The following is a 16,522-nucleotide window of genomic DNA, read 5'->3' as shown; positions in this document are numbered from 1 at the left end:
ATTTAACCTTTTTAAACTCAGTGTTCTGAATCCTTTGGTATATTTTCAATAATGCAATGATGAATATCATCGTGATTGTTGAGTGATGTTTCAGCCTGAATAGTGACATGCTCAATACCTAGATTTTGTATGACATTCTCCAGATCATGTAAGAGTATCTGCACTTCCTGCATACTCATTTCTTCACTCACAACAATATGGCAGGATAAAATATAACGTTTACTTGTCAGACTCCATATATGTAAATCATGTACACCCTGAATTCGCTGGTCTTGAAGAATGGTTTCTTTGATTTCTGCCAAGTCAAATTTTTCTGGTGTACCCTGCATTAAAACATGCGAAGCCTTTACTACAACTGAATATCCACTGCGAAGAACAAGTATTGCAACTAGAACACTGGCTAAAGTATCTGCCCAGGCCCATCCAAAGAAGTAGATACATAGCGCAGCAGCAATTGCGCCAATAGAACCTAACAAATCACTGAGTACATGCAGGTAAGCACCTCGCATATTCAAGTCGTGTTCGGTATCACTACCTTTAAAAATCATTACTGCAACAATGATATTAATCAGCAATCCAATACTAGCAACGATCAACATCCCTTGTACTTCAATATGTTGTGGTTGCTGAAACCGTAGAATTGCCTCAATAAAGATATACAGTGCGATACCAACCAGTGTAATACCATTCAATGCAGCAGCCAGTATTTCAAAGCGTTGATAGCCGTATGTTTTATTTTTGGTAATCTGTTTTTGACCGATGAAGACTGCTGCAAGTGCAATACCAAGTGCAACAGAGTCACTCAGCATGTGACCGGCATCTGAAATCAAGGCCAAACTATTGGTAATAAAACCACCTATAAATTCCACTACCATAAAAATGGTAATCAGTAAAAAGCTTATGGTCAGAATTTTTTTATTACTTGGGATATGGCTGTGGTCATGATCGTGGTCGTGATCATGACCACCATGACCATGATGGTGTCCTGAGTGATCATGGTTGTGCTTATGGGTGTTACCATGACTATGCTTATGCCCAGAATGATCATGGTTATGATCATGTTCAGAGTGGTTATGTTTGTGATCTTGTGTATGGTTGTGCGAAGACATTTTATAGCACTCCTGATTATGGCTCTAACTGACTACGCAATGGATGATTGTTGTAGTAATCACCGATGTATATAATCTTATTATTTTTAACCTCAAAAAATGAAGCACCTTTAAAAGTGATTACTTTTGCGTCTTTTTTACCAGACTGGTCTTTTTTATTGAGGGTTCCCTGAAGCTGCCATTCGACAGCAACCTTATCACCAACAATGAGTGGCGGGGATGTAAGCGTCATCTTCCGATCAGGAATGACTGTTAATAAAAACTTGGGTACCTCAATTACAGATGCTGTACCTTTACGGTTTTCTTCATTACTTGTATTGAAATACTCAACATTCGTGTCAAGAACTTTAGTCAGGTCATCTGGCTGCGTACCATTCCAGATATTAAGATAGCTCTCCACGGTTTCCAAAGCTGTATTGATCGGTGCTTTTGCATGCGAAATTGAAGCTAATCCTAACGTCATAAGAATGAGTAAGAATGTCATGAAAAAAGGCTTTGATTTTTTCCCTTGACCATCAACATCTTGCTTCAATTGATTGATATAAATAGTGTTCATCATATTCACCTTAGACTTGAATAAGTTCATCCACAATCCGTTCGGCGTCTTCCCTGGTATTGACGATTTCATAAGGAATGCCAAATGCCTTTACAGCCATTTCCGTCATCTTTCTGATGGCAACTCTTTTTTCCTGATCAGGTTCAATGCAGATAATTGCCTTACATAACTGATTAAGTTCATCTTTATGGTTTTTAAGCCAAAGACCACGTTGTTTAAAGTCTTCAGGTGTTTCTTGCATTGATAATTGATCATAAACAATCACAAACGGACTGCTCATTTCCAAGAATTCCTGCATTTCCAACTGCCATTGAGGTGAATAACCTGGAACTGCCTGATCTTGCTTAAACTCAACAAATGGGAAGTTTTCTATATCATGGATAATAAATTTCATTTATATGACCTCATATTCTGTTTCATCTTGTCAGGAATTCATCTCTTTCCATCAAAAGATGAATTCCATCGATGTGCTATTTCAAAGATTTACGTTCAATCTGTACGGTATGTTCATTCCAGCCTCCACCTAATGCCTTGCAGAGGTTGACCTGATTATTCAGGCGTTCCAGGCGGGTCTGTATAAGTGCCTGCTGAGATGCATACAGAGTTCGTTGTGAGTCGAGGACTGCGAGATAATTATCTTCACCAGCATCAAAACGTAAGGTTGCCAACTTATGGGCATCCTGGCTGGCCGCAATCATTTGCTGCTGCGATTTGATCTGTTCATCTAGTGTGGACTTGCCAGCCAGCCCATCAGCAACTTCACGAAAAGCTGTTTGAATAGATTTGTCATAGTTGATGACTTCAATCTGCTTCATGATGTGTGAGCGATCCAGATTTGCCTGATTTAAACCTGCATTAAATATGGGCAAGTTAATCTTGGGCATAAAACTCCATGCACCTGTACCTGCATTAAATAGATTATCCAGACTGGAACTTGCCGTACCCGCCGAACCCGTTAGGGTAATGGATGGAAAAAATGCTGCACGGGCTGCTCCAATGTTTGCATTCGCAGCCTGAAGCTTATGTTCTGCGGCACGAATGTCTGGACGACGTTGAAGTAGATCCGATGGCAAACCAACTGGTATATCCTGCATAACAACCTGATCAGGAATTTTGGGGGACTGGTCCAATTGGGCCGCCAATTCCTGTGTTAATGGTGAACCCAGAAGTAACACCAGAGCATTACGATCCTGTGCAGTAATACGCAAGAATTTTGCATAATTGGTTTGTGCGGTGCGCAGTCCTATTTCAGCTTGACGTAAATCAAATCGGGTTGCATTACCAACATCAACAAGTTTCCTGGTCAAGTCATAGGATTTCTGCTGTGTCGCCAAAGTCGCCTTGGTTAAACCTAACGTTTCCTGATCGGCCTTATAGACCAGATAAGCATTAGCAACTGCGGATACCAGACTTAACTGTGATGCTGTCTGGACCTCTTTAGAAGCCAAATAGTTCTGTAAAGCCTGATCACTCAGACTGCGTACTCGGCCCCATAAATCGACTTCCCATGCGACCGAAGTAACACCAACCTGATACATGCGGGGGTTATAAGCAAGATCAGACGGTAAACGCTGACTGGCTGACTCTGCGGTAACACCCACATGCGGTAAACGGTCAGCACGACGAATACGATACTGTGCTTCTATCGCCTCAACATTTAAAGCTGTCACCTTAAAATCATGATTGTTTTTCAATGCATGATCGATGAGTTGGAGTAAGACAGGATCGGTATAAAAGTCACGCCAGCCAATATCGGCTGCGACTGTTTGCTTTCCATTGTTCACTTGCAGCCCTGGATAAGCCTCTCCTGTTGGATAGTGTTCCGACACAGGAGAGACAGGTCGCTCATATATGGGTGCCATTGAACATCCTGCAAGAATAGTGGCAGTGGTTAGTACACTCATTTTCTTGAGGAAGGTGTATCGGTTTAAATGAAGTGTTAAATTTTTCATTTTGAACCCTCCTGTACCAGTGCTTTGGCCTGTTCTCTACGCAGAATAAAATTACGAATGACGACATAGAAAATGGGTGTAAACAGCAAACCAAAGATTGTCACGCCCAGCATTCCAGAGAAAACAGCGATACCCATGGCATGACGCATTTCTGCACCAGCACCTGTGGCTAATACCAGTGGTATCACACCAGCAATAAATGCAATTGAGGTCATTAGAATCGGGCGTAATCTTAATCGGGCTGCTTCAAGTACTGCATCAAAAGGATTCAAACCCTCATCCTCTTTGGCTCGGGCAAACTCCACAATTAAGATGGCATTTTTTGCAGCAAGTCCCACCAGAACAACAAAGCCAATCTGGGTAAAGATGTTGTTATCACTACCAGTTACCCAAACACCTACAATCGCAGATAACAAGGCCATTGGTGCAATAAGTAATACTGCAAAAGGCATTGACCAACTGTTGTATTGAGCTGCAAGGAAAAGGAACGCCAAAATAATTGCTAGAGCAAAAACCATGACCGCAGTATTGCCTGTATTCTTTTCCTGATAGACCAGATCGGTCCATTCATAGGTCATACCTTGTGGCAATGTTTCCTGCACAATTTTTTCAATTGCGGCAGTTGCCTGACCAGATGAATAACCTGATGCAGCGTTACCACTAATATCGGCTGATGGGAAACTGTTATAGTGCATAACACGATCAGGGCCAGAACTACGCTTAATCGTGACAAAGGTCGAAAGCGGAATCATGTCTCCCGCTGCATTTCTCACCTTTAACAGATTAATGTTCTCTGGTTGCATACGGAATGGGGAATCTGCCTGAGCAATTACACGATAAGTACGACCAAACCGATTAAAGTCATTGATATAGATTGACCCCAGATTGATTTGTAGTGTTTCAAAAATATCGGTCAGTGGTACACCTTGTGACTTCGCTTTTACACGGTCAATATCAACTTCAATCTGTGGAGCATTTGCCTGGAAACTCGCAAGCATACCGACAAGTTCAGGCGTCTGAGAGGCTTTCGCCATAATCTCGCCCTGTACACGTGCCAGTGTTTCAAAGCCTAAACCAGCCCGATCTTCAATTTGTAGCTTGAATCCGCCCATAGAACCTAAGCCAGGTACTGGTGGTGGTGGAAAGATGCCCGCAAATCCGTCAGGAATCTGACTGAATTTACCCATTAATTTTCCAGCAATTGCTCCTGCTGATAATGAGGGGTCCTGACGAGCCTCAAATGGATCAAGCATGGCAAACATCAAGGCAGAGTTTGGTACATTGACTGGACCACTTGGTGTAAAGCCTGGGAATGCCATGACGCTTTCCACACCAGGTTCATTCAGTGCAATTTCCGTCATCTGTTTAACTACAGCTTCTGTGCGGTCTAAAGATGCGCCTGTAGGTAACTGGGCGATACCAACTAGATAATACTTGTCCTGTGCAGGAACAAAGCCTTGCGGCACTTTGTTAAAACCTAACCAAGTTAGGCCAAGAAAACCTACATACAAAATCAGCATGATGGCACTTAAACGTACCCCCTTGCGGACTGCACCTACATATTTGTCCGATGCCTTATCAAAGAACCGATTGAATCCTCTAAAGAACCAACCAAATAAGCGTTCGGTTAAATCACGTTTTTTATTTCCAGCTTGATGTGGTTTAAGCAAGATACCTGCTAAAGCTGGTGAAAGTGTTAAAGAGTTGATTGCAGATAAGATGGTTGAAATCGCAATGGTCAAGGCAAATTGGCGATAGAACTCACCCTGCAATCCTGTAAGAAATGCCGATGGAATAAATACAGCAGATAAAACCGCAGTAATCGCGATAATTGGCCCTGTCACCTCAGACATTGCCTTACGGGCAGCTTCTTTTGGTGATTCGCCTAATGCAATATGCCGTTCTACGTTCTCCACCACCACAATTGCATCATCGACCACAATACCAATCGACAGTACCAGTCCAAATAAGGTCAATGTATTTAGGGAGAAGCCGAAATAATACATAATTGCAAACGTACCAATCAGTGAAACGGGAACGGCAATTAAAGGAATAATGGATGCACGCCATGTTTGCAGGAACAGGATGACAACAAGCACAACCAGTGCAATGGCTTCTAACAGAGTGGTAATGACTGATTTCAAAGAAGCTTTTACGAAAATATTTGGATCATAAGGAATTTTATAATCCACACCGTCAGGGAAGCTTTTCTTCAATTCTGCCATCGTTTCACGGACTTCACTTGAAACATCGAGTGCATTGGCACCTGGTGTCATAAAGATTTGTAAGGCAGATGTTGGCTTACCATCCAGTAAAGCTCGCATGGTATAAGCATCAGAACCCAGTTCAATTCGTGCAACATCTTTCAGGCGTGTGATTTGTCCAGTGTCACCAGCTTTAACCACGATTTCACTGAATTGCTCTTCAGTGGTTAAACGTCCCAGCGTATTAACAGTAACTTGATAGGCCGATGTTGTATTTGGTTGTTGACCAACAGAACCCGCAGCAACCTGCATGTTTTGTTCACGAATGGCTGCAACCACATCATTGGCGGTTAAACCACGGGCAGCCACTTTTTCAGGATCAATCCAGACACGCATCGAATATTCACCAGCACCACCAATCTCGATATTTCCAACACCTGGTAAACGTGCAAGCTCATCACGCACATTTAACAGTGCATAGTTGGACAAATATAGTGGATCATGATTCTTGTTGGATGACACCAAATTGATGACCATGAGAATATCGGGTGAGGTTTTTTCAGTGACCACACCAATGCGTTGAACTTCTTCAGGTAAGCGTGGCAATGCACGAGAAACCCTGTTTTGTACCTGTATCTGTGCTTTATCAGGGTCTGTACCCTGTTTAAAGGTGACGGTCAGTACCATCTTGCCATCGGCTGCGGTTTGAGAACTCATATACAACATGTTCTCAACACCGTTCACGGCTTGTTCCAGAGGGGAGGAAACCGTCTCGGCAATGATTTTGGGGTTGGCACCAGGATAACTTGCCATGACCTGTACAGTCGGTGGTGTAATGGCTGGATATTCACTCAATGGCAGTTTAAACAGTGATAAAGCACCGAGAATGACGATCAGCACAGAGATCACGACCGCAAATATTGGCCGATTAACAAAGAAATGAGGGAAATTCTTCATGGCTTATTTCCCCTGTGCGGCACTTTCAGTCGGAGTAGGCGTTTGCATTGGAACGATATTTGGCTTGACCTGCATTCCTGGGCGAACCAGCCCTTTAATAATGACTTTATCGCCAGTTTGCAGACCACTGCTAATAATCCGCAATCCATCAACGACCGAGCCAAGTGTTACAGGCCTAAATTCAACCGTATTATTCGAACCAAGAACCAGAACAAAATTATTGCCCTGATCTGTACCCACCGCCTGATCATCTATCAGAATGGTGGACTGTTTATTTCCAGTGGTCAGCTTAACTCTGGCAAACATACCTGGTGCTAATTCACCTGAATCATTGGTAATAGATGCCCTAACCCGTAGCGTCCCTGTACGCTGGTCAATTTGAGTACTTACAAAGTTTAATTTCCCTGTATAAGGATAAGTTTCTGTATTTGCCAATCCCATTTCGATTGGCAAGTTGAATTGTCCAGATTTATTTTGTCCCTTTAGATTGAGAAAGGTTTTTTCATCAAGGTCAAAATAAACATACAGCGGATTGACTGAAACGATGGTGGTTAAGGCTGTGGCATTGCCTGTATTTCCACCTGCAATCAAGTTACCACTGGTGACAAGAACACGGTCAATACGTCCTGAAATCGGTGCTGTAATATTGGTATAAGATAAATCCAGCTTCGCTGCACTGACGGCTGCCTGAGCCTCCTGTACTTGAGCCTGACGGTTATTTTTGGTTGCCAGTGCATCGTCATAAACCTTATTGGAGACGGCACCACTTTCGACCAGTTTATTTGCCCGGTTAAAATCCAGAACAGCCTGGCTATACTGAACCTCTGCTGCTTTCAGTCGTGCCTGGGCTGTCTTCAGAGCAACCTGAAAAGGTGCAGGATCAATTTTAAATAATACCTGTCCCTTACGAACATAACTGCCCTCAGGAACACTAACACTATTAATGACACCACCGACTCGGGACTTGATTTCAACGCTTTGTGGTGCCGATAAGTAGCCTGTATATTCGGCAGTTGGATTAAGTTCTTGTGTAATTACTTCCGCAACTGGAACCTGAGGAATAGGCATTTGAGCTGAACTAGCTTGTTGCTTGGGTTGATCCGATATATTTTTTGCTGTGTACAGCAGACCACCTGAGATAGCAATCACTACTGCTACAGCAACCGCTGTCATTCGTTTTTTCATGATATTCACCTTTTATGCAAAGCTACATCACTCTGGATAGGTTTCTGTAGCAGTTGCACACATGCTAATGTTTCCAATAATTGGAAGGTCAATAGGGTGATCTGAATAGATTATACAAATGAACATATATTTATATGAATTATTAAAAAGTGAATTTCTATAAGTTTAATAGTCCGTTTTTTCAGCTTTATAAAACATACCTCCGTCTATGGAAATTAAATTCATGCAATATCCCTCCAGTATTAGACTGTCAAATTATTCATTTTATCCTAAGTAGAAATTTCTCTTAGAATAAGTAAAAACAGTATTACTTTAGAAAATTTGATTCCCTATTAGCTCAAAAATGGCACATGCCATTGATTATATTAAAATTAATAAATTAAATTTGACAATTTTTACATATGAACATATATTCATATGTAAAAATATATACATGTTAGGTTTTTATACATGAGTAATCAACGCGATCACAATCATAAATGTCATGATCATTCGCATGAAGGTCATGATCATTCGCATGAAGGTCATGATCATTCACATGTTCCTGATGTGAGTAACGGAAACGAAAGAAAAATTCTGATTTCGTTTTTTATCATTTTCGGGTTCATGCTTGTAGAAGCCACTGGAGGAATCATCTCTGGTTCACTCGCACTTCTGGCTGATGCAGGGCATATGCTTACAGATGCCGTTGCCTTAGGTTTAGCTTATGCTGCCTTTCGTTTCGGTCGCCGCATTGCAGATAATTCAAAAACATTTGGATACATGCGATTCGAAGTTATTGCTGGCTTAATGAATTCTCTTACATTATTCGCAATCGTTGGATGGATTATTTATGAGGCTATTGAACGCTTTCAATCACCTCAACCTGTCATGGCAGGACCGATGTTTATCGTTGCTATTATAGGTATGCTCGTTAACTTATTTGTTTTATGGTACTTAACAAGAGGCGATACAGAACATGTCAATGTTAAAGGAGCTATTCTCCATGTAATGGGCGATTTACTCGGCTCTGTTGGAGCAATTATTGCTGCCATAGTGATTTGGTACACAGGCTGGACTCCTATCGATCCAATTTTATCTGTTCTAGTTTCTTTACTTGTACTACGCAGCGCATGGTCTTTATTTAAACGTACTCTTCATATTTTACTTGAGGGTGCTCCTGAGAATGCTAATGCCCAAGAGATCACTGAATATCTTTTGAAAAATGTAAGTGGTATTGAAAAAATTACCCATATACATATTTGGATGATTACATCAGGTAGATCTATGGCAACGTTGCATGTCAAACCCAAAGATGGAGTTGACCTCGCGACATTAACTCTCAACATTGAGAATGAGCTAAAATCCAAATTTTCTATTGAACATCCAACTATAGCCATTGATTGGCAAGGCAATAGTACTTGTAGCTTAGAAAACCCAACTCAAATTGATCCACACGCTGGACATAATCACTAACCTTAAATCTTTATTGTTATTCACTGATGAGGAGACTTTAATGTCTGATAAATACTACAATTTAGGAGATTACCAGCGTCAAATAACTACGTCATCTCCTGATACTCAACTTTGGTTTGATCGTGGCTTATTATGGACATATTGTTTCAATCCGAGTGAAGCCATAAATTGTTTTAAGAAAGCTCTAGAACATGATGCAAAATGCGCAATGGCTTATTGGGGCATCGCCTTTGCATCTGGTCCAAATTACAATAAAGCTTGGCATTTATTTGATCCTTCAGACTTACAGAATACCATTCCATATATTAATGAAATTATGGAACAAGCAAAGTTAGCAGCGACTCATAATGCGACACAATTTGAGAAAGATTTAATTGATGCCCTTGCTCCACGCTTTCCAAAACACGTGACTATAGATGAACAAGACTTTCATGAGCTGAATTTTGCATATGCTCAAGCTATGAGATCATTTTATGAAAAATATTCTAATGATCTTGATGCAGCTGCAATGTTTGCAGATGCACTCATGTGCTTGAGCCCTCGTAAATTGTGGGATTTAGATACCGGTGAAGCCATAGGTTTAGGTACAGTTGAAGCTAGAAACGTGCTTGAAGTTGCTTTCACTAAACCTGGGGCAAATCGTCATCCTGTAATTAATCATCTCTATATACATTTAATGGAAATGTCACCTTATCCTGAAGTTGCATTGCCAGCTGCTGATAACCTTCGTAATTTATCACCTGATGGGTCACATTTAGCCCATATGTCCACACATATTGATAATGCATGCGGAGATTGGCGTCGAGTGGTTTATTCTAATCTTGATGCAATCGCAGCCGATGAAAGATATTTTTCTAGAGAAAAGAATCCAGGTGGTTGGAATATCTTGTATCGCGTTCATAATTTAATGGTAGGTGCTTATGGTGCAATGATGGCAGGTAAATCACAGGAAGCGTTATTTATGGCTCATCGTATCAATGACATTTTAACACCCGAAGTACTACATATCACTACACCGCCAATGGCTAATTTAACTGAAAGCCATTGCACAACACTACCACATGTTATGATTAGATTTGGCATGTGGGAAGATATTCTGAAACTTGAGCTACCTAAAGATAAAGGTCTATATAGTTCCACAACCGCAATGATTCACTACGCAAAAGGCATAGCATTTGCTTCATTAAGAAGAGTTAAAGAGGCCGAAAAAGAAAGAGAGTCTTTTATAAAAGCAGTAGCTAATGTATCAGAAGAGCGCTTTAACTCTATACCTGTTAAAGAGGTCGAAGCTTTAAAAATTGCTGCCAAAATGATTCATGGCGAAATTGAGTATCGTAAAGGTAATACGAAAGAAGCATTCGCAATCTTGCGAGAAGGCATTAAATTAGAAGATGCTCTTCCTTATTGTGATCCTCCAGCTTGGTTACAACCAGTTCGGCATGCATTCTGCGCACTTAATATGGAACAAGGAAACTTTGAAGTAGCAGCCCAAGAATATCGGATTGAACTGGGGCTAGAAGGTGACCTTGGACGTCGCCGAATTCGCCCTAACAATGTATGGAGTCTTCATGGACTTTATGAGTGTTTAGCAAAACTAGGTCTAGAGAAAGAAGCTCGAGATATTTCGCTGCAACGTGATATAGCACTTGCCTCGGCTGATATTAATATTGAAGCATCCTGTTTCTGCCGATTAAGTGCATTTGAAGATAACACTACAAGTTGCTGTTAAAAACAGATAGCACTTTCCTCAAATAGATATCAAGGCATATAGCTAGACATTTCTTAATTATATGCCCTTGATCTTAACTTTTTGTAGATGATACTGATAACTTAAATAAATGCATGATATATTTCTTGTTTAGAGTAATAAAAATAAAGAATTCCTATAACCCTCTTTCCCCTTAAAGTTATTTAATTTAGATATTTTTGCAATACATTACGTACTACTATAAATTAGTGCTCCTCACTAATATGACTTGCCATATCTAATAAAACCTGACTAACATGTAAATCATCAATCTCATAAAATACTTGTTTAGATTGTCTTTCGCCTTTGACTAAACGAGCTGAACGCAATAAACGAAGATTATGACTGACTAAAGATTGGGATAAATCAAGAGCATCACTGATTTCACCTACTGAACTAGGCCCCCGCATACAAAAAAGTAGAATTTTAAGTCGTGAAGCATCACCTAATAGCCGAAATGTTTCAGCTAAAGACATAATCTCATCTTGAGATAATGGTATCGGGTGATTATTAAAATTCATACTAATACTTAAATTCCTATTATTTAGAAAATATATATGTTTACATATTCTACCCTTGACCTTCCCATAATGGCAAGGTTTATGCTCTTAATAATTGGGTAAGCACTATAGGTATATCTTATGGGAAAGGCAACAGATAAGCTTTCTAATAATATGAAAGTTACATTAAAAATTGAAGGGATGACATGTGCCAGCTGTGTTGGGCGTGTTGAAACAGCACTCAAAAAAGTTGATGGTGTACAGTCTGCCTCGGTCAATCTAGCGACAGAACGTGCAGATATTGTACTTGATCAGCCTGTGGATCGTCAGGTACTGGTTCATGCCATTGAACAATCAGGTTATGACGTGCCCGCAAATAATATTGAATTATCAATTAAAGGCATGACCTGTGCTAGTTGTGTAGGTCGTGTCGAAAAAGCCCTTAAAGCCGTTGCAGGTGTAAAAGAGGCCAATGTCAATCTTGCGACTGAGCGTGCAACGGTCAGTGGTTCAGCAAATGTCGATGACTTGATTACCGCAATTGATAAAGCTGGTTACGATGCCACAGAAATTCAAGCTTCTATTCCTGACCAGACAGAGCTGCTTGAGAAAAAAGATCAAGAACGTGCTGAACTTAAGCGTGATTTGATTCTTGCAACCCTATTGGCTTTGCCTGTATTTATTTTGGAAATGGGATCTCACCTTATCCCTGGTGTTCATCAACTGATTGATCAAACTATTGGGATGCAGAATAGCTGGTATTTACAATTCATCCTGACCACGTTGGTTTTAGTTATTCCAGGACGAAGATTCTATCTAAAAGGTTTGCCTGCATTACTCCGTTTAGCACCTGATATGAACTCGCTGGTTGCGGTTGGTACATTAGCAGCTTACCTATTTTCTATTGTTGCCACATTCATACCCAACATCCTTCCCACAGGAACGGTAAATGTATATTACGAAGCTGCTGCGGTGATTGTGGCATTAATCTTACTGGGTCGTTTTCTTGAAGCAAAAGCCAAAGGGCGAACATCTGAAGCAATCCAGCGTTTAGTCAGCTTACAGGCCAAAACTGCCCATGTTTTACGCGATGGCCAAATGGTAGATATTGCACTAGACCAAGTGGTTGCAGATGACATTATCATTGTGAAACCAGGTGAAAGAATCCCTGTCGATGGTCAAGTCACTGATGGAAAAAGTTTTGTTGATGAATCCATGATTACGGGTGAACCAATCCCTGTTGAGAAAGGCATCGGCAGTGATGTGGTAGGCGGCACCATTAACCAGAATGGCACGTTGACCTTTACCGCTGTGGCGGTGGGTGGCGAAACTATGCTGGCTCAAATCATTCGTTTGGTTGAGCAAGCACAGGGTTCTAAAATGCCGATTCAAGCTGTGGTGGATAAAGTTACCTTATGGTTTGTCCCTGCGGTGATGATTGCCGCAGTACTTACATTCCTAGTCTGGCTTATTTTTGGTCCATCACCAGCCTTAACCTTTGCGTTGGTTAATGCTGTGGCAGTGCTGATCATTGCCTGCCCGTGTGCAATGGGATTAGCGACACCAACCTCAATTATGGTGGGTACAGGTCGTGGTGCAGAGTTAGGAGTGTTGTTCCGTAAAGGTGAAGCCTTACAACTATTAAAAGATGCTAAAGTTGTTGCAGTTGATAAAACAGGGACGTTGACAGAGGGTCATCCTGTGCTGACTGACTTTGAAGTAACCCAATTGTTTGAGCGTGATTATGTTCTAGGCATGGTTGCGGCTGTCGAATCCCGTTCTGAACATCCGATTGCTAAAGCAATTGTTGATGCGGCAAAAAGTGAAAACCTAGCTCTACCTAAAGTCGATACCTTTGATTCAGTCACTGGTATGGGTGTCTATGCAACCATCAATGGTAATGAAAAAATCAATATTGGTGCAGACCGTTATATGGTTCAACTTGGTATTGATGTTGCTCCATTTGCTGTTACAGCTCAGCGTCTTGGTGATGAGGGTAAATCCCCTCTTTATGTTGCTGTCGATGGCGAACTAGCAGGAATTATTGCAGTTGCCGACCCAATCAAATCCACAACGCCAGCAGCGATTAAGGCTCTACACCAATTAGGGCTTAAGGTGGCAATGGTTACTGGTGACAATGTTCGTACTGCTCAAGCGATTGCCAAACAATTGGGTATTGATGAAGTGATTGCTGAAGTTTTACCAGAGGGTAAAGTTAGTGCGGTTAAAGAGCTGAAAGCAAAATATGGCCATATCGCTTTTGTGGGTGATGGTATTAACGATGCGCCAGCTTTGGCTGAAGCTGATGTGGGACTTGCGATTGGTACAGGTACAGATGTTGCAATTGAATCTGCCGATGTCGTGTTAATGTCAGGGAACTTACAAGGTGTTGCCAATGCGATTGCCTTGTCCAAAGCAACGATTGGTAATATTCATCAGAACTTATTCTGGGCATTTGCCTATAACACCATGTTGATTCCTGTTGCTGCTGGTATATTGTACCCAGCCTATGGAATACTGATGTCCCCAATCTTTGCAGCAGGTGCAATGGCTTTGTCCAGTGTATTTGTACTCGGTAATGCATTACGTTTACGTCGATTCCAGTCACCATCCGTCAGTCAAGGCTAAGGAGGATATGATGAACATTGGTAAAGTCTCTAAAGCTTCAGGAGTTACCGCCAAGATGATTCGTTATTACGAGCAGATTGGCCTGATTCCCGCTGCTGGACGTAATAATGCAGGATATCGCTCTTACTCAGTAAATGATGTTGAACGTTTAAAGTTTATCAAACGAAGTCGTGAACTCGGTTTTTCAGTAGCGGAAATATCAGACCTACTCGATTTATGGAATAACCGCAGTAGACAGAGTGCTGATGTCAAACGCCTGGCTCAGGGTCATATTGAAAAGCTGGAAGAACGTATCAATGACCTACAGCAAATGGCGAATACTCTCAAGGACTTAATCGACTGCTGTGCTGGTGATAATAGACCTGATTGTCCGATTCTTGAAGGTTTGCAAGAGCCCCACAATGATATAAAGGACGTTCACCATCATAATGACCTGCTTTCCGTTTCACCTTTAACCCGAAAGAAATGACAAATAATGGGAGGTTATATCAATATAACCTCCTATGCCATACCTATAAAAATTCTTATAAATCAATATAGCTTATTGACTTCTAATATCAGTTCTTCAAAATCTAATTAATTAACTACATTTATGAATATATATGTCAAAAAGAACAAGAGATAATTTCACCCAAAGAACAATTGATGCACTACGTCGCAGAGTATCAAACTGTTGTTCAAACCCTGAATGCTATGTTCTAACAGTGGAGCCTCAAGCGACTGATCCAACAAAAGTAATTGATACAGGTGTAGCAGCACATATTTGTGCTGCATCTATCGGTGGTCCTCGCTATAAGGCAGAGATGACAACTGAAGAAAGAAAAGACATCAATAATGCAATTTGGCTTTGTGCACATTGCTCTATAAAAATAGATAGGGAACCAGAGGCTTATCCAGCCCCTTTATTGCACCATTGGAAGAAAGAAGCAGAACATAGAATAAAAATTAATTCAAACTCAAGGCTTTATACGCAGAATGAGGCAGACTACAAAGTTCATCGTACCTTATTACAAGGTATAGGAGTAAACCTATCTGATCGAATGCAGACTTCCATCTCAGAAGTAGCAAGAGCTGTAAAATCATATATTCATAAATTAGACCCACGGCTAGATGTGGAATACTCTTTTATCAATGGTTCTAACCACTTTGAGATCAATGTTAAAGAAGATACAGATGATCCTGTTATCATCAACTTTATTCCTATTGATCCATCTGAATATAATGAAAAATTTTCGGACTTAATAGATCATGGCCAAACTCTCTCATGTGATATTGCCAAGGTAACCACCAACTCATTAGGGCTAGACTCAATATTTCCCCAGAACCTAAAGGATGGCATCCTGATTATTGAGCCCAATAATAAAAGAACTGCCATTGTTGAGATACAGGATGAAGAGGGTGAAACGCTTATGAGTTTTGAAGATGAATTGATATTAGGAAAAGAAACCTTTTCCTTTTCCTCCATGAAATATAATCATCTTCTAAGTTTTAAAATCAATAAAATTCCATATTCTGGACAACCTATAAAGGATGGTTTTAATCTGGATTTAAACTTCCAGTTATGGGATAACAAAAACTTATCTAAATTACCTTACTTTGATCAAATTTTTAAATTTTATAAATCATTGTCAAATAGTAAAGAATTCAAAGCAATCATATATATAGATGGTTTAGAAGTATTCTCTTCAAGCACCTCAATTGGAAAAACTTATTTTTCCAGACTATTACCTTTACTATCATATACTTATTATTGCAGACTCATTTGTAATGTTCTTCATATCGAATTACCATTCAAAAGTGACATTACGTTTAGTATTGAAGAATACCGCGATGTTTTTGAAACTGCCAAGGCAATAAAAGCAGTTCAGATCAATAATAAATTTTCTTGTACTTTTACCTTGATTAGGGACTCTCTACTATCTATCAGCACCTTTATGGGAAGTAGTGAGATTATTATCCAACAGAATATAATTATAGAGCTCGACAATGTATTCAAAGAGAATATAAAGAAAGATGTTTTTATAAGACATACATTCACTAATCCAAATTTATCTGTAATTAATAATACTAAATCCAAGAAAAATTATACTTACAAAATCAAAGCAGATAACAAACACCATCTTGGTCGATATAAAAGGATGACCACATTAACTCCAATAACACCTGCAAATGAAAAAGAGGTTATGTCTATATGACCACATATATAACCAATAAAGTAAGAATATATAA

The 16,522-nt window shown here is 40.3% G+C and carries 12 protein-coding genes; 5 read left to right on the top strand and 7 right to left on the bottom strand.

Going from position 1 to position 16,522, the window contains the following annotated elements:
- Positions 1-17: 17 nt before the first annotated feature.
- The 6 genes from ACTJJG_RS12100 to ACTJJG_RS12075 form a co-directional block, all read right to left on the bottom strand.
- On the bottom strand, positions 18-1,109 hold the full coding sequence (locus ACTJJG_RS12100) for a cation diffusion facilitator family transporter (protein ID WP_008942234.1): 1,092 nt from the start codon (positions 1,107-1,109) through the stop codon (positions 18-20).
- Between the two features lie 16 nt (positions 1,110-1,125).
- Positions 1,126-1,665, bottom strand: a complete 540-nt coding sequence (locus ACTJJG_RS12095) for a nuclear transport factor 2 family protein (protein ID WP_017396455.1) — start codon at positions 1,663-1,665, stop codon at positions 1,126-1,128.
- Between the two features lie 10 nt (positions 1,666-1,675).
- The gene (locus tag ACTJJG_RS12090; protein WP_008942232.1) at positions 1,676-2,059 is read right to left on the bottom strand and encodes a hypothetical protein; all 384 of its coding nucleotides are present in this window, start codon (positions 2,057-2,059) and stop codon (positions 1,676-1,678) included.
- A 76-nt stretch (positions 2,060-2,135) separates the two neighbouring features.
- The gene (locus tag ACTJJG_RS12085; RefSeq protein WP_440608949.1) at positions 2,136-3,617 is read right to left on the bottom strand and encodes an efflux transporter outer membrane subunit; all 1,482 of its coding nucleotides are present in this window, start codon (positions 3,615-3,617) and stop codon (positions 2,136-2,138) included.
- Positions 3,614-6,778 carry an efflux RND transporter permease subunit gene (locus tag ACTJJG_RS12080; RefSeq protein WP_008942230.1) on the bottom strand — a complete coding sequence of 1,055 codons (3,165 nt, stop codon included), beginning with the start codon at positions 6,776-6,778 and terminating at the stop codon, positions 3,614-3,616. Before ACTJJG_RS12080 ends, ACTJJG_RS12085 begins: the two co-directional genes overlap by 4 nt.
- A gap of 3 nt (positions 6,779-6,781) precedes the next feature.
- Entirely contained in the window at positions 6,782-7,963 is a 1,182-nt protein-coding gene (locus ACTJJG_RS12075; protein WP_023187985.1) for an efflux RND transporter periplasmic adaptor subunit, read from the bottom strand.
- Between the two features lie 450 nt (positions 7,964-8,413).
- Here ACTJJG_RS12075 and ACTJJG_RS12070 point away from each other — a divergent pair, with 450 nt between their 5' ends.
- Positions 8,414-9,418, top strand: coding sequence for a cation diffusion facilitator family transporter (locus ACTJJG_RS12070; RefSeq protein ID WP_023187986.1), 1,005 nt, complete (start codon positions 8,414-8,416; stop codon positions 9,416-9,418).
- Positions 9,419-9,458: 40 nt separating this feature from the next.
- Positions 9,459-11,147, top strand: coding sequence for a hypothetical protein (locus ACTJJG_RS12065; RefSeq protein WP_023187987.1), 1,689 nt, complete (start codon positions 9,459-9,461; stop codon positions 11,145-11,147).
- A gap of 224 nt (positions 11,148-11,371) precedes the next feature.
- Here the strand turns inward: ACTJJG_RS12065 and ACTJJG_RS12060 are convergent, their stop codons facing one another.
- A complete protein-coding gene (locus ACTJJG_RS12060) occupies positions 11,372-11,641 on the bottom strand; it encodes an ArsR/SmtB family transcription factor (RefSeq protein WP_086222489.1) in 270 nt (89 codons plus the stop codon).
- A 165-nt stretch (positions 11,642-11,806) separates the two neighbouring features.
- Here ACTJJG_RS12060 and ACTJJG_RS12055 point away from each other — a divergent pair, with 165 nt between their 5' ends.
- The 3 genes from ACTJJG_RS12055 (at position 11,807) to ACTJJG_RS12045 (ending at position 16,488) form a co-directional block, all read left to right on the top strand.
- Positions 11,807-14,293 carry a heavy metal translocating P-type ATPase gene (locus tag ACTJJG_RS12055; protein WP_023187989.1) on the top strand — a complete coding sequence of 829 codons (2,487 nt, stop codon included), beginning with the start codon at positions 11,807-11,809 and terminating at the stop codon, positions 14,291-14,293.
- 10 nt (positions 14,294-14,303) lie between these two features.
- Positions 14,304-14,762 (top strand): Cu(I)-responsive transcriptional regulator, encoded by a 459-nt coding sequence (cueR, locus tag ACTJJG_RS12050; protein WP_023187990.1) that lies wholly within the window; start codon positions 14,304-14,306, stop codon positions 14,760-14,762.
- Between the two features lie 133 nt (positions 14,763-14,895).
- On the top strand, positions 14,896-16,488 hold the full coding sequence (locus tag ACTJJG_RS12045; RefSeq protein ID WP_023187991.1) for a hypothetical protein: 1,593 nt from the start codon (positions 14,896-14,898) through the stop codon (positions 16,486-16,488).
- Positions 16,489-16,522: the final 34 nt, after the last annotated feature.

It is taken from the genome of Acinetobacter sp. 22512 (assembly GCF_052044755.1).
In the GTDB taxonomy this organism is placed as follows: Bacteria; Pseudomonadota; Gammaproteobacteria; order Pseudomonadales; family Moraxellaceae; genus Acinetobacter; species Acinetobacter pittii.
The sequence above is the reverse complement of the archived record's forward strand: the minus strand, read 5'-3'. Positions and strand labels throughout refer to the sequence as shown.